Genomic DNA, 14933 nt, shown 5'->3' with positions numbered 1-14933 from the left:
GCGGCGGTCACACCCGCGAAACACGCGATTCCTAGCGTGGCCGCATGCCCACCAAACAGCTCGTCCTCGGCGCGTTCGAGGAGTTCACACCCAACTTCATCGGCAACAGCTGGCACCACGAGCGCGGCGACACGGCCGCCTTCGCCACGCTCGAGTTCTGGACCGACATGGTCACCAAGCTGGATGCGGCGGGCTTCGACTTCTTCTTCATGGCCGAGGCCATCGGCTACCCCATGAACGACGCCGGCGAGGTGCCGGAGGCCGTCATCCGCGAGGCCGTGCAGTTCCCCGTGCACGACCCGCTCACGATCATGTCGGCGCTGGCGGCGGCGACCCCGCGCATCGGCTTCGTCGCGACCGCATCCACGACCGCACAGCAGCCCCTGCTGAATGCGCGCACCTTCACGACGCTCGATCACCTGACCGGCGGGCGCATCGGCTGGAACATCGTCACGAGCGACAACCAACAGGCCCTCGTGCGTTTGCTCGGCCGCACCCAGGTCACCCCGCACGATGAGCGCTACGCGGCAGCGACCGAGTTCGTCGACCTCGACCTGGAGCTCTGGGAGGGCGCCTGGGAGGACGACGCCGTCCGCGCCGACAAGAAGAACAAGGTCTTCGCCGACCCGAGCAAGGTGCACCGCATCCGCCGCGACGGCACGTACTTCACCTTCGACGGCTACTTCCCCGCGACGCCGTCGCCGCAACGCACGCCCACGCTGTTCCAGGCGGGCACCTCCGAGGCGGGCACGACGTTCGCTGCGCAGTACGCGGAGTGCGTGTTCACGCAGGACCGCAACGCCGCGCGCCTCGCGGCGGGCATCGCCCGCCTGCGTCAGAAGGCGGTGGATGCGGGCCGCCCCGCCTCATCCATCAAGGTCGTCAACGGTGCGTCGTTCATCATCGCCGACACCGAGGAAGAGGCACAGCGCCTGCGCGCCGAGCTCAACTCGACCGCGACCCGCGAGGCGACGGCCGCTCTCTTCCTGGGCTGGTCGGGTGTCGACCTCGCGCAGCTCGACCCCGAGGCGACGCTCGACGACGTGTCGACGGAGGTCGGCCACACGATGCTCGCCATGTGGCGCAGCCCCGACGGCACGAGCCCGACGATCGGCGAGATCCTCGACTCGCTGCCCTCGACCTTCGGCGGCATGAAGTTCACCGGCACCGTCACCTCGGTCGCCGATCAGGTCGAGGCGTTCGTCGCCGAAACGGATGTCGACGGCTTCCTCGTCGAGAACTGGTACGGCGGCATCGAGGGCTACACCGAGTTCACCGACCAGCTCATGCCGGAGCTGCGCCGCCGGGGGCTTCTCCCCGAGACGCCCCGCACCGGAACGCTCCGCGAGATGCTCACGGATGCCGACGGCCCACGCCTTCCCGACTGGCACCCCGCCGCCCGCTACCGGCGCTGACCCGCCCTCCCGGGCTTCCTCCCGCTCAGGCGGGGCGGACGAGGAGCGTGTACTGCAGCGACTCGGCACTGACCACGGGCGGCACGTGCTCGGGGAAGTCGGCCGCGTACTTCGCCTCGTAGGCGGCGGAGACCGCATCCTGCACCGGGTCGTCGGCGGCCACGCGCTCGAATGTCACCGCGACCCGCGGGTCGTCGAGGGCGGCCACCGGATCCTGCTCGGCGCGCGCACCGTCGGCGAGCGTGAACGCGGCGGGTCGTCCGGACACGGCGCGGCGGAACCACGCCGTCTTGTCGCCGTACGCGGCGCGCACGTAAGCGGCGTCACCGACGACCACCGCCCAGATCGGAGTTGCGACGGCGCCCCCGTCGCGGCGGGTCGTGACCACGGTCACGGTCGAGGTGGCATCGAGGTGGGCGAGCAGCGCATCCGTCATGCCCCGAGCCTAAGACGCGCCCGCCGCGCCCGGACGGATGCGGCCGCAAGATTCCCGGTCAGGGCGCGGGCGGGCGGGCGACGAGCAATTCGCCCTCCCCGGTCACCGCCACGTCGCCCTCGGCCGCCGGAACGAGGAACACGCTCCCCGCCGGAGCGCGCTCCCCGGCGATGTCGAGCACTCCGCGGGTCACCACGAGCACCGCGAAGCCCGCCGCGAGACGCACCGCATCCGTCACGCGATGCCGTTCGAGCCGCACGAACGGGTCTGCCTCGGGCGGGAACACGGACGCGGGCCTGGCCGCGAAGGGCGCGTGCTGCACGAGCCGGGCGAGATCGGCCGGCGCGCGGCGGTCCAGGTTCACGGCCTCGAGCGCTCGCGCGAAGCCGAGGCCGAGGTGCCCGTCACGGGCGCCGTCGAGCTCGAAGCCGCGCCACTCCAGCAGGATCGAGAGGTCCTCGGGCTGTTGCAGCTCCAGCAGGAGCACGCCCTCGCCGATCGCGTGGAGCTCGCCGGGCGGGATCCACACCACATCGCCCGGTCGCACCGGAACGGCGTGCAGCAGATCGAGCAGCGCTGCCGTGTCCTGGTTCTCGACGAGGTCGTGCAGCTCACTGGCCGCCACGGGACGACGCAGGCCCACATGCACCCAGCCGCCGCGGAGGATGTACCAGCCCTCCGCCTTACCGTGCGCGTGCCCCAGCCTCTCGGCGGCGAACGCGTCGTCGGGATGGGCATGCACGGGCAACCGCTGCCCCGCATCCAAGAGCTTCACGAGCAGCAGGGGGTCGGCACCCCACCGGGCGACGTGCGCGTCGCCGAGCCAGCGCTCGGGGTCTGCCGCGATCTCCTCGCGCAGTAGAGCGCCGCCGGGCAGCCGGCTCAACCCGACCTCGCGCTCACCGAACACGCTCGTGCACGAGGCGATCCAGTCCTCCGGCTCGTAGCTGCCGGCGGGCGCCTCGCGACGGAAGTCGGTGATCCCGCGCCCGCCGCGGTAGAAGCGGCGGGCAGGCCGGTTCGACGGCAGCCGCACGATCATGACGGCAACCCGCTCATGCCAGGAACCCGCCGACGAACGTGTCGCCGAGGCCGATCGTCGTCGGGGAGTCGACCTCGATGCGGTACGCGGCGACACCCACCGCGCCGGGGACCAGGCGCGCCACCTCCGACACGACACGTTCACCATCCGGATGCCGGTCGAACCCGGCCGTGGCCGCCATGTCGTCCGCGGTGGCGGCGTCGCCGAGCCGGTACCGGGTGGCGGCGAGCCGCACGGCGTTCTCGAGCGCCCGACCGTGGCGGCCGGCCTCCGGCCCTGTCGCGATCGCCCAGTAGCGCGTGTGCACGACGAGCGCAGGGGCCGCGATCAGCCGCTGGGCCGCGGCGAGCGCGTCGGCGACATCCGCGGCGTCGGTCAGCGACACGGGCCGCCCGACGTACTCCTGCAGCTCGTCCTCGTTCATGCCGTGCACGTCGATGACCTCGCCGAGGCGCGCGCGGACGATGTCGGAGAACTCGCGGCGGTAGAAGCCCGCATCCTCGTAGTAGACGAGCGCATCCGCGGGCAGGCGCGTCATCGCCGCCCGCAGATGGTCGAGGCGCGAACGCAGCAGCGCCTCATCCTGCATCGTGTTGAAGCCGGAGACGAGGAAGGCGTCGGCGTCGGCGAGCGCGTCGGCCAGCTCCGGCGCCAGTGCCATCTCGCGGTTGGGCGCGTCGTTCGCGAAGATGATCCGGTTCGGCGCGGGCGCGATCACCTCGCCGTCGACGAGGCCGACACGGGCACCCGCCGGGTACTGCACGATGAGGTGCGGGTCGAGGGTGTCGTGGGTCGCCGAGCAGACGTAGGAGAGCTCGGGCGGCAGCAGCCGCCGCACGTTGTCGTCGATGCTCACGAGGTGCTGCACGCTCGGGATGCCGAGTCTCGCCAGCGCGAGCCCCGCGCGCACGCCCGTGCCGCCCAGGGTCACCCGCGTCTCGAACCGGGCGGCGAACCGCGTCACGATCTCGGATGCGGCCACGAACCGCTCGCCGCCGCCTCCGGCGGCCAGGAAGCCCAGCACCGTGACGACGAGTGCGCGCTCGTCGTCGATGGGCGCCGCGGTGGTCAGCTCGCCCCGACGCACGCCGTACGCGCGCGCCAGCTGCTCGAGCACGGCCGCATCCCATCGCACTTCATAGTCGACGGTGCCACCGAGCCCCAGAACGAGCTTTCCCACCACGGCGTCCCTCTCGTGAATCCTGTGACCCTGCCGGTCAGTACAGCGCGGCCTTGCCGGTGGCCCCGAACAGGTCGATCTTCTCGGCCGCGGTGACCTTCAGCGCCGCGATCGCACCCGGCTGGATGGCGTTCGGCTCACGCAGACGCTCGTCCGTACCGAGGATCTCGCGCATCTTGTTGTGGTACGAGACCTTGATGTCGCTGGAGATGTTGATCTTGTTGACGCCCAGCTCCACAGCCCGGCGCAGCTCCGCATCCGGGTTCGCCGATCCGCCGTGCAGGACGAGCGGGATGCCGACGGCCGCCTTGATCTCCTCGAGCAGGTCGTGGCGCAGCTCGGGGTTCTTGTCGGCGGGGTACAGACCGTGCGAGGTGCCGATCGCGATCGCGAGGCTGTCGACGCCGGTCTCCTCGACGAAGCGCACCGCATCCGCCACGTTCGTGTAGATGATCTCCGCGGCGCCCGACTCGCCGTAGCTGTCGTTCGCGCCGATCGTGCCGAGCTCGCCCTCCACCTGGATGCCGACGGCGTGCGCGGCCTCGACGACCTTGCGGGTCAGGGCCACGTTCTCCTCGAACGGCAGGAGCGAGGCGTCGATCATCACCGAGGTGAAGCCGGACTTGATGGCCACGATCATCTGCTCGTAGCTGCCGCCGTGATCCCAGTGGATCGCGACGGGCACCGAGGAGCGGTGGGCGCGGGAGTGCATGGCGGCGATCAGGTCGGTGGTGATGTGCGAGACCTCATCCGGGTGGATCGCGATGATCACCGGGGCCTGCTTCTCCTCGCTGATGTCCATGACGCCGTTGAACATCGCCCAGTCGCTGATGTTGAACGCGGGGATGGCGAAGTTGTGCTCGTTGGCGACGTCGAGGATGGACTTACCGGTGTACAGCACGATGGATTCTCCTTGAGTGGGGTGGGTGACAGGACGTCGGGAACAAACGTGTGGTGCGGGTCAGCTCTTGACCGAGCCGGCCGTGAGGCCGCTGATGAAGAAGCGCTGCAGCACGAGGAAGAGGATCAGCACCGGGATCGAGCCGAGGATGCTCATCGCCATGATCTGGTTCCACTCGTACGAGTGCTGACCCATGAGCAGCTGGATGCCGATCGGCACCGTGCGCATGTCGGTCGTGCGGGTCAGGGTCAGGGCGAACAGGTACTCGTTCCACGCGATCATGAACGTGTAGATGCCGACCGAGACGATGCCCGGTACCGAGATCGGCACCAGCACGCGCCACAGCGCGGTGAACGAGCCCGCTCCGTCGACGCGCACGGCCTCGTCGAGCTCGCGCGGCAGGGTGTTGAAGTACCCCGTCATCATGATGATCGCGTAGGGCAGCGTGAACACCATGTAGGTGAAGATGAGGCCCGGGTAGGTGTTGTACAGCCCCAGGGCGACCATCAGACCGAAGTACGGGATCAGCAGCGTGATCGGCGGGACAGCCTGGACGCTGACGATGATGACGTTGAGCACCCGCTTGCCGCGGAAGTCGAAGCGGCTGAACGCGTACGCCGCCTGGATCGCGACCAGCAGGGTCAGGATCGTCACGGCTCCGGCGACGATGTAGCTGTTCAGGAAGAACCGCATCGTCTCGGCGTTGGTGAAGATCTTGACGTAGGCGTCGAACGAGAACGCGTCGGTCACCAGTCGCGGCGGGCTCTCGAAGATCTGCGTGTTGGGCTTGAACGAGCTCGACAGCATCCAGAGCACCGGACCTGCGGCGAACACGGCACCGGCCACGAGGCCGACGAGCAACAGGGTGCGTGCGAGACGCGTGCGCGAAGCGGTGGTCATCGACATGTCAGTCCCTCGCCTTCTGGTGGCGCACGTAGAACACGGCCAGCACCATCGACATGAGCAGCACGAGCACGGCGGATGTGGCCGCCAGCGAGAAGTCGTACTTGGCGAAGGCGAGCTTGTAGGTGAACGTGCTGAGCATCTCGGTCACATCGATCGGGCCGCCGCCGGTGGTCATCCAGATGAGCGCGAACTGCTGCGAGGTCCAGATGAGATCCAGCAGCACGAGGCTGATGATGATCGGACGCAGCTGCGGAACGGTGACGTTCCAGAAGCGCTGCCACGCGGTCGCGCCGTCGACGGTCGCGGCTTCGTACAGGTCCTGCGGGATGCCCTGCAGCCCCGCGAGGAGGCTGACCATGAAGAACGGGTAGCCCGCCCAGATGTTGATGAAGGTGACGGTGCCCAGCGCCAGCTGCGGCGAGGCGAGCCACTCGATGTTCGTGTTGAGCAGGAAGTTGATGACGCCGTTGGGTGCGAGCAGCATCCGCCACAGCACCGCGATGACGGCGGCGGTGAACAGCCACGGCAGCACGTAGAGGGCGCGGAAGACCGTGCGGGTGAGCGCGCCGAGCAGGCGGCTGTTGAGCATCATCGCGAAGCCGAGACCCAGCACGAGGTGGGCGGCGACGCTGACGACGCTGAAGAAGATCGTGTTGCCGGTCGCCTTCCAGAAGCCCGGGTCGCCGAGGACCGTCAGGTAGTTCTGGATGCCGACGAACTCCGGTGGGGGTCCGAGGATCGCGCTGTCCTGCAGCGAGTAGCCGATGACCATGACGATCGGCACGACCATCAGGATGAACAGCAGGATGAGGGTGGGGGCGAGGAAGCCGTACGACTCCGTCGTGCGCCGCAGCTGGCGGCGCTTCTTGCCGGGCGGCCGGCCGGTGACGAGTGTCTCCGTGTCGGGCGCGGTCAGCGTTCTGAGTGTCATGCTCGGTCAACTCCTGACGTATCCGGGTGCCGCACCGCGCGGTGCGGCACCCGGTGGCGGAAGGGGATCAGAACTCCGCCGTCCAGCTCTCCTGCGCCTTCTTCAGCGCGTCGGGGATGGACTGCTGTCCGTCGAGAGCGGACTGCAGCTGCTCGCCGAGCTGACGCATGAGGTCCTCGGCCACGGGGAGGCCCGTGAACTCGTTCGCCGGGTAGCCGGCCTTGTAGATCTCGAACGCCGTCTTGAACAGCTCGTCGTCGTTCACGAAGTCCGGCTCCGAGCCGGTGTTGCCGGGGAAGGCCTTCGCCATCGTCGACAGCTTCGAGTTGGTGTCCTTGCTCATCAGGAAGGAGACGAGCTTGGCGGCCGCATCCTTGTGCTGCGAGTTCTCGGCCACACCGATGCCCCACGAGGCGTAAGGGATGCCGCGCTCACCGGTGAAGCCGTCCTCGGCGGGGATCGCCGAGATCGAGAACTTCAGGTCGGGGTTGTTCTCGCGGATCAGATTGATGTGCGCGAGCGAGTCGATCATCATGCCGACCCGACCGTTGGTGAACTCCTCGACCTTGTCCTGTTCCTTCATGGTGAAGCTGCCGGGGGCGATCACGCCCTCGTTCCACAGGTCGCCGATGTACTCGACGGCGCTCGTGACGTCGTCGTTGGTGAGGTCGGGCTTGCCGCCGTCGAGCATCGTGCCGCCCGAGGCCCAGACCCACGACATGACGTCGTTCTGCACGCCGTTCGGCGCCTCGAGCGAGAGCGGCAGCACCCAGCCGTGCACGTCGCCGCCGAGGGCCGTGATCTTCTTGGCCGCATCCTCGAACTCGGTGCGGGTGGACGGCGGTGCGCTGACTCCCGCCTGCGAGAGCAGGGCGTCGTTGGTGAACATCGGGTAGACGAAGTTGACCACCGGGATCATGTACGTCTTGTCGTCGACCTTGATCTGGGCGGCCAGCTCGCTCTCGTCGAAGCCGGCGTCCTTCAGCAGCGGACCGAGGTCGGTGATGACGCCCTTGGAGGCGAAGTCGTTGACCCATGCGCCGTCGAGGCCGACGACGTCGGGCATCGTGCCGGATGCGGCGCCGGCGAAGAGCTGTTCCTTCGTCGATGCGTACGGGCCGCTGACGAGGTCGACCTTGATGCCGGGGTTGGCCTGTTCGAACTCGTCCATGAGGGCGCGGAACTCGCCGTCGGGGAGTTCGGGCTCCCACCACTGCGCGAATTCGATCGTGACGTCGCCGCCGCTGTCGCCCGAACCGCTGCCGCCCGACGAGCAGCCCGTCAGAGCCAGAAGCGTGGTCGCCGCTGTCGCGACACCCATGAGCATGATTGCGGTACGGCGTCCTCGCCGGAATGCGGACATGTCTCTCCTCTTCGAGATGGTGCGGCATTCCGCTGATTTCTGCAGCTTCGTGCCTGTTTAAGCACGATTATGCAGCGATGCCTGCATCCCGTCAAGACACGGATTGATCACGAGAGGCGCCGAAACACGGCGATTCTGGGGAGTTTCGCGATGGACTCCCGGTCCAAAATGTTGCGGATGCGTGCGGCTGTCTCCGCCGTTTTGTGCAGTCCTGTGCTAGATATGAGGCCATGGACGCGCAGCGCAAAAGCACCTCCCGTCGACTGCCCGCCGGACGCAAGGCGGATCTCGCCGCCTACGTGGAGGAGGTCGGACAGGTCACGGTCGCCGACCTCTCGGCCCACTTCGGCGTCTCGATCGACACCATCCGCCGCGACCTGGACGAGCTCGATCGCCAGGGCGCGCTCGTGCGCACGCACGGCGGCGCGATGAGCGCCTCCGAGGGCCCGGGCCGCGACCGCGGACTGGATGTGCGCCTGCGTATGCAAGTGCCCGAGAAGGAGAAGATCGGCAAGCTCGCCGCCGAGCTCGTCGACGACGGCGCGGTGCTCATGATCAACGGCGGCACGACCGTGCTCGCCCTCGTCCGCGCGCTGCGCAACCACCGCGACCTCACGATCGCCACGAACAACCTGCGGGTCCCCGCCGAGATCCCGCCGAGCGTCTTCCGCGACCTGTACGTGTTCGGCGGCGCCGTGCGCACCATCACCCAGGCGACGACGGGGCCGGTGACCCTCGCGATGACCTCGGCCGGCCCGGATGTGGACATCCGCGCGGACATCGCCTTCGTCGCGGTGGGCGCCGTGGACGCATCCGGATACTCCGCATCCAACCTCGGCGACTCGACGATGATGGCCGAGATGATCCAGCGCGCCGATCGCACCGCCATCCTCGCGGACTCCACCAAGCTCGGGCGCCGCCTCTTCGCGCAGGTCACGGCTCTCGAGGGCGCCGACTACCTCATCACCGACGCTCCCCCGCCCGCCGACCTTGCCGCGGCCCTCGCCGCCGCCGGGGTCACCGTCATCTGCGACTGAGCAGGCGCGCCCTTCCCGGCGCCCCGCGACCAACGGATGCGCCCCACGACCGGCGGATGCGGCCAGCAACCCAGTGAGCCGAACCCGGTGAGCGCAAGGGGTCAGCGGGGGCCCGGAACATGCTTATGCTGAGCGCGATGTCCACAGCTCTCGTTCCCCCCGTCGAGGTCGTGATCCCCTGGCGGGACGCGCCGACCCGCCGCGCCCCGTTCGCCCTCGTCCGCCGCTGGTACGAGACCCACCTGCCCGAGGCCTCGGTGCGCACGATCGACACCGACGACGACGTGTTCGTGCTCGCCGCGTGCCGCAACCTCGCGATGCGCACCGCGCATCCGGACGCCGTGGTCGTGATCGGCGACGCCGACACCCTTCCCGAGCAGGAGCCGCTGCGCGCCGCGATCGCCGCCGCACGCACGAGCGGGCGCGTGCACCTGCCCTATGACGAGTACCGCTGGCTCGGCGCGAGCGGCTCGGCCGAGTACGCGTCCGGCACGCCGCTCGTCGACTGCACGGTGGAGCAGTACGTCGAGGGCGCCTGCTCCGGCGTCTACGTCGCCACGCCGCAGACCTGGTTCGCGCACGGCGGGCAGGACGAGGCGTTTCGCGGATGGGGGTTCGAGGACGCCGCCTGGTACCTCACCCATCAGGCTGTGCTCGGCGAGCCGCCGCGCCGCCATACCGGACGCGTGTACGCGCTGCACCACGCCGCAGAGCAGCGCGTCGGCGCCGGCTACGAGGCTAACGAGGCGCGCATGGGCCTCTACCGCGCTGCGGCCAGCGACCCCGGCGCCATCGCGCGCCTCGTCGGTATCTCCTGATCCCGAAAACTCTCGCCGAGCGAGCATCCTTTCATCGAACGAGCACTCGATCGGATGCTCACTCGATGAACGAATGCTCACTCGCGCCGCCGGGCTGGCGTCACGGGCTGGCGCCACCGGGCTGGCGCCACGACGGGGGAGTCAGGCCAGCGCGTCGAAGGCCCGGAGCGGCCCGGGGCGCTCACGGCCGTCGCGGCGCATCTGCGCCCGCAGCGCGGGACTGGCCGCATCCGGTCGCAGCTGCCGGGCGACAGCGTCGGCGAGCTCGGCCGCGCTCGCGCGGTTGGGATCGCACGCGATGCCCACTCCCGTGCGCTCCAGCGCCGCGGCACCCGCGAACTGATCCGTCGAGAACGGCAGCACCACCAGCGGCACACCCTGCGCGCACGCCTCGGTGACGGAGTTGTTGCCGCCGTGGGTGATCGCGGCCGCCGCTGAGCCGAGCAGGCGCACCTGCGGCAGGTATTCGCGCACGAGCCAGTCGGCGGGGATCTCGCCCCACGCCGAGGTGTCGGCGGCGCCCGTCGCGATCGCGGCGCGCACGCCGAGCGAGCGCAGCGCATCGGCGACACGGGCCAGCACGTCGTCGCGCACCGACAGGAAGCTGCCGAAGCTCACGTACACGTACGGCTCGCCCTCGTCGATCCACCCGGAGATCGACGCATCGACGGCCTCCTCACGCAGCGTCGAGCCGAGGAACACCCCGGCCGGCATGGCCCGGCCGTCGCCGGCGGCGAGCTGCTCCGGGTAGTTGTAGAGCACCGTCGCACCGTGCGACGCGAAGGCGTCGGCCACGACGGGAGCCGCGGGATCGATCTCGGATGCGGCGGCGTTCCACTGCGCGGTGAACCGCTCGGACACCTCCGCCGCCAGCGTGCGCAACGCCGCCAGGCTCGCCGCATCCGGGTCGAAGGCGCGGGGCCAGAACGGCGGCACGCCGTAGAGCTCCCCCGCCACCGGCAGGGCGGTCGGGTGACCCAGCACCACGTCGCCGTACGCGACACCCGCGGCCTGCATCGCCATGCGGGCGCTGAAGGCGAGGTGGTCGACCAGGATGCGGTCGGGCTGCACCCGATCGATGATCTCCAGTGTCTGCCGGCCACGGCCGACCGGGTCCCACATGAGATCCGTCAGCCGCTCGCGCGCCTGGTAGGTGAGCGTCTCGACCATGCCCAGGCGCGTCGCGGCGAAGAACCCCTCCAGCGAGGACGCCTCATCCGCCTGCTGCTGGGCGGTGCGCATCACGCCGGCGTTCGCGCCTCGCCCCAGCGACAGCTCGACGTGGGCGAATCCGGCCTCCGCGACGATGGGGGCCGTCGCGGGCCCGGTCGCCACGGTCACCTCGTGCCCGCGCTCCTGCCAGGCGGTCGCGAGAGTCGCGAGCGGGAGCAGGTGCGAGGCGTAGTCCGGGCTGATGACGAGAAGCCTCACGAGGGCAGCACCGCCAGCCGGGCCAGGTCCTCGTTCTGCGACGCGACGGCCTGGTACAGCGGGGCGAGGGTCGCCGCCATCGCCTGGATGGTGAACCGCTCGGCCACCATCGCGTGCGAGCGCTGAGCGATCGCCTCCGGATCGATCACCGCGTGGGCGAGCGCCTCGGTGATCGCTGCGACGAAGCGCTCCCGATCCCAGGTCGGCGCCAGGAACCCGGTGCGGCCGGGCTCGACGTAGGTGGCGGGGCCGCCGGCATCCGGCGCCACGACGACGAGGCCCGTCGCCATCGCCTCGAGCAGGGCGATGCCGAACTCCTCCTTGATGCTCGCGCAGACGTACACACCGCCGGGCGCAGCGAGGGAAGGCAGCCCGAGCCGGGCGGCCGCCAGCCACAGCGCGGTGACGCCGTTCGGGCGGTGTCCGGGAAGCAGGAGGCCCCGCGTGGCGCGCTCGGCGGGCGGGACGATCGCGTCGATGCGCTCGAGCTGCTCCCGCTCGTCGACGGACGGATGCGTGAGGTCGCCGCCGATGATCAGCAGATTCGCGCGCGCGGCGACGTCGGAGGTGCTCCACGCCTCGACGAGCGACGCCATGCCCTTCACCCGGTGGAGGCGCCCGACGCTCACCAGCAGCGGCAGGCCGCGGCGCTCCTCCGGCAGCTCTCCCAGCATCCGCTCGAGTTCGGCCAGACCTTCCGGCGCTTCTCCTTCGGCGCCGTATGCGGCGACGCGGGACACCGCGTCGTCGACGACGGCGAGGTCGACACCCTCGGCGACCACGGTGTGCCGCTCGGCGTGCGTGGTGATGTCCACACCGACCAGCCGCTTCATGTCGTCGGCGAGCGTGGGCCGGGGAAAGAGCACGGTGTGTTCGGCGCCCGCCGCCAGCGACTGCACGAGCCGGGCACGGAACCAGTAGTGCTCGCGGAGGTCGGCGTCGCCGAAGCCTTCGCGGGTGAGCTGGCCGGACTCCTCGAGCGAGGTGATCACGGAGTGCGGGTCGGGTGCCAGCGTGAACACGGTGGGGATGCCGAGCTCGCGGGCGACATCGACCGCCGCGAGGCTTCCCACATCCGCCATGCGCAGATGCAGCACGTCCACGCGGCCCGCGGCCCGCAGCACCCGGCGGATACCGCGCCGCGCCTGCACGCGCAGTCCCCACGCCGCGGCGGAGGGAACGGGCGAGGCCGCCATGGGCACACGCCCGAAGCGGTGTCCGCCGCGGGTGCCCGCGACGTCCAGGAGGTCGCTCGCGGCCTGGTCGACGCTGCCGCGTCCGAGAGTGATCACGCGCTCCACGAGTCCCGACTCGTCGGCGACCAGCGCGTCACCGAGGCGCACGAGCAGCGTGGCGATGCCGCCGTTGTCCCCCGCGCCGGCCGTCGCCAGCTGCGCGTCCATGTCGGCATGCAGGAACAGCTGCGCGATCGTGCGCGGCGCGTCGGCCGCGTCCGGTCGCGGCGGGACGAGATCGAGCAGCGCCAGTCGGGCCACGGACGCCAACCGGCCCGCGCCCGCCATGAGCTCGTCGAGGGTGCTCTCGACGCCGGGGTGTCCCGGGCGCTGGCCGAGCGCGGCGATGGCGGCTTCGCGCACCGCGTCGTCCTCCGCCTCGTCGCGGGCGATCGCGAGCAGAGGTCTCGTCGCCAGCGGTGCGCGCACGAGCCCGAGGGTCTCGACCAGGCGCGCCCGGGCGGCGGGGTCGTCGGTGGACACGAGCGCGGCCTCGAGAGCGACGGCCAGGACCTCGCCGGAGGGGACCGACCAGCCCTCGAGGGTGCGCTGGGCGAGCATGGCGGAGAACCCGCCGGCGGCGACCATCGCGATCAGACGCCCGACCGCGTCGAGCCGCGGCAGTCCCTGCGACAGCGCCCACGCCGCGTGCTCGCGCACGTACGCACGGCGGTCCGACAGCAGCGCCGCCAGCATCCTGCCGGCTTCCTCGTCGGTCATCGCTCCCAGCGCGTGCACGGCCGCGATCGCGCGCACGTCGTCCTCGCTCGCAAGCGCCGCGGCCAGATGACGCAACGAGCGCACACCGGGCTCGCGGCCCGCCTCGAACGCCAGCTCGTCGGCGCGGCGCAGCGCATCGACGATCGTCGGAGCGCTCTGCACCGCATCCATGGACGTCTGAATCCCCACGTCCCACTTCCCTTCACCGTCGCCGGACGGCCACGAGCGGATCGATCGTAGAGAACACGTCTGTGCAGCAGGCTAGCGTTGAGTCGCACCCCTTCCCCCGCTACGATCCCGGAGCCCGCGTGAGCGTTCTTGCCATCGGCGACGTCGGCGTCGTCGACGATCTGTTCCATGTCGGCGACGAGGCGATGTTCGACGCCGCCGTCGTCGAGCTCCGCCGTCGCGGCCTCGACACGATCGGTGTCTCCTCGGCTCCCGCCGAGACCCGCGAGCGTTACGGGATCTCCGCTGTCAACCGACTCGGTTTCACGGGACTCGATCGAGACGCTGCGGCCCGCCGGAGCGAGCAGCTGGTGGATGCGGCGGACGGTCGCACCGTGCTCACCGCCGACGACACGGCTCGGGGCGTGCTCGATGCGCTCGACGGGGTCACCGGAGTGCTGCACACCGGCGGCGGCAACCTCGCCTCGCGGTGGCCGGTGCACATCTACGAGCGCACGACGCTCAGCCGGATGGCTGCCGCGCGCGGGCTGCCGGTCGTCTTCAGCGGGCAGACCTTCGGGCCCGACCTGACCACCGATGATGAGACGCGGCTGCGCGCGGCGCTCGCGGACGCCGCGCTCGTCGGTGTGCGCGAGGGCAGCACCGAGGCGCTCGTGCACTCGTGGGGGCTGCATCCCCGCCGGCAGGTCGACGACGCGTCCTTCCTCGACGCCCCCGTCGTCGCGCCCGCATCCGGACCGCTGCTCGTGAGCCTGTCCGGCTGGTATGCGCACCGCCCGACGGATGCGGTCGACGCCGCCCTCGCCCGCATGATCGACGCGGCCGCAGAGGTCACAGACGCGCCCGTCGTCTTCCACGCGCACTTCGGTCCGCTCACCGACGGCGACGTGCGCGGCGACGTCGTCGTGCACGAACGCGTCCGCGCTCATCTGCGCACCCCCAGCAGGTTGGAGACCACGGCGGACACGGCGCACGCCGTCGCGCTCGCCCGCTCCGCACGCCTGCTCATCAGCTCCCGCTACCACCCCGTGGTGTTCGCGGCACCGTCGGGGGTGCCCGTGCTCGCCCTCGCGGCGGACGAGTACACGCGGATCAAGCTGACAGGCGCCCTCGAGCCTTGGGGCCAGGAGGGTGTGATCGACATCGACGACGCCGCGGCCGCATCCGCTCTGCTGCCCGCCCTCGTCTCCCGCGCCGCGTTCCTGCGCGAAGCGGCGACCGAGCGATTCGACGCGCACCGCGCACGCGCCTCGCAGTGGTGGGACGACGTGGCGGCGACCCTCGGCTGAGCCCCCGGGGGAACTCCAGGTGCACCCTCTACGCTGACCG

The 14933-nt window shown here is 70.5% G+C and carries 13 protein-coding genes; 4 read left to right on the top strand and 9 right to left on the bottom strand.

Annotated elements, in window-relative coordinates:
* The first annotated feature begins 44 nt into the window (after nucleotides 1-44).
* Complete coding sequence (locus tag PQV94_RS02985) at nucleotides 45-1415, top strand: NtaA/DmoA family FMN-dependent monooxygenase (protein ID WP_274287322.1); 1371 nt, start codon at nucleotides 45-47, stop codon at nucleotides 1413-1415.
* A gap of 25 nt (nucleotides 1416-1440) precedes the next feature.
* On the opposite strand, the gene PQV94_RS02980 is transcribed toward PQV94_RS02985, so the two are convergent.
* The 7 genes from PQV94_RS02980 to PQV94_RS02950 all read right to left on the bottom strand — a co-directional run bounded on the left by PQV94_RS02980 (nucleotide 1441) and on the right by PQV94_RS02950 (nucleotide 8174).
* On the bottom strand, nucleotides 1441-1851 hold the full coding sequence (locus PQV94_RS02980) for a DUF2255 family protein (RefSeq protein WP_274287321.1): 411 nt from the start codon (nucleotides 1849-1851) through the stop codon (nucleotides 1441-1443).
* Nucleotides 1852-1909: 58 nt separating this feature from the next.
* Nucleotides 1910-2893: a class I mannose-6-phosphate isomerase gene (locus PQV94_RS02975; protein ID WP_274287320.1), complete on the bottom strand. Its 984-nt coding sequence runs from the start codon at nucleotides 2891-2893 to the stop codon at nucleotides 1910-1912.
* A 13-nt stretch (nucleotides 2894-2906) separates the two neighbouring features.
* Nucleotides 2907-4073, bottom strand: a complete 1167-nt coding sequence (locus tag PQV94_RS02970; protein ID WP_274287319.1) for an ADP-dependent glucokinase/phosphofructokinase — start codon at nucleotides 4071-4073, stop codon at nucleotides 2907-2909.
* A 37-nt stretch (nucleotides 4074-4110) separates the two neighbouring features.
* A complete protein-coding gene (locus PQV94_RS02965; RefSeq protein ID WP_274287318.1) occupies nucleotides 4111-4974 on the bottom strand; it encodes a ketose-bisphosphate aldolase in 864 nt (287 codons plus the stop codon).
* A 60-nt stretch (nucleotides 4975-5034) separates the two neighbouring features.
* Nucleotides 5035-5880, bottom strand: a complete 846-nt coding sequence (locus PQV94_RS02960; RefSeq protein ID WP_274287317.1) for a carbohydrate ABC transporter permease — start codon at nucleotides 5878-5880, stop codon at nucleotides 5035-5037.
* 1 nt (nucleotide 5881) lies between these two features.
* The gene (locus tag PQV94_RS02955) at nucleotides 5882-6811 is read right to left on the bottom strand and encodes a carbohydrate ABC transporter permease (RefSeq protein ID WP_274287316.1); all 930 of its coding nucleotides are present in this window, start codon (nucleotides 6809-6811) and stop codon (nucleotides 5882-5884) included.
* 67 nt (nucleotides 6812-6878) lie between these two features.
* A complete protein-coding gene (locus PQV94_RS02950) occupies nucleotides 6879-8174 on the bottom strand; it encodes an ABC transporter substrate-binding protein (RefSeq protein ID WP_274287315.1) in 1296 nt (431 codons plus the stop codon).
* A 230-nt stretch (nucleotides 8175-8404) separates the two neighbouring features.
* On the opposite strand from PQV94_RS02950, the gene PQV94_RS02945 reads away from it, so the two are divergent.
* Entirely contained in the window at nucleotides 8405-9211 is an 807-nt protein-coding gene (locus tag PQV94_RS02945; protein WP_274287314.1) for a DeoR/GlpR family DNA-binding transcription regulator, read from the top strand.
* Between the two features lie 137 nt (nucleotides 9212-9348).
* Nucleotides 9349-10029: a hypothetical protein gene (locus PQV94_RS02940; protein ID WP_274287313.1), complete on the top strand. Its 681-nt coding sequence runs from the start codon at nucleotides 9349-9351 to the stop codon at nucleotides 10027-10029.
* A 141-nt stretch (nucleotides 10030-10170) separates the two neighbouring features.
* Here PQV94_RS02940 and PQV94_RS02935 read toward each other — a convergent pair whose 3' ends face one another.
* Nucleotides 10171-11460: a glycosyltransferase gene (locus tag PQV94_RS02935; RefSeq protein ID WP_274287312.1), complete on the bottom strand. Its 1290-nt coding sequence runs from the start codon at nucleotides 11458-11460 to the stop codon at nucleotides 10171-10173.
* Entirely contained in the window at nucleotides 11457-13604 is a 2148-nt protein-coding gene (locus tag PQV94_RS02930; protein WP_274287311.1) for a glycosyltransferase, read from the bottom strand. Before PQV94_RS02930 ends, PQV94_RS02935 begins: the two co-directional genes overlap by 4 nt.
* 119 nt (nucleotides 13605-13723) lie before the next feature.
* Between PQV94_RS02930 and PQV94_RS02925 the strand changes: the two genes are divergently transcribed.
* Nucleotides 13724-14893, top strand: a complete 1170-nt coding sequence (locus PQV94_RS02925; protein WP_274287310.1) for a polysaccharide pyruvyl transferase family protein — start codon at nucleotides 13724-13726, stop codon at nucleotides 14891-14893.
* Nucleotides 14894-14933 lie beyond the last annotated feature (40 nt).

The sequence above is a fragment of the Microbacterium sp. Clip185 genome (genome assembly GCF_028743715.1).
Lineage (GTDB): Bacteria > Actinomycetota > Actinomycetes > Actinomycetales > Microbacteriaceae > Microbacterium.
The sequence above is the reverse complement of the archived record's forward strand: the minus strand, read 5'-3'. Positions and strand labels throughout refer to the sequence as shown.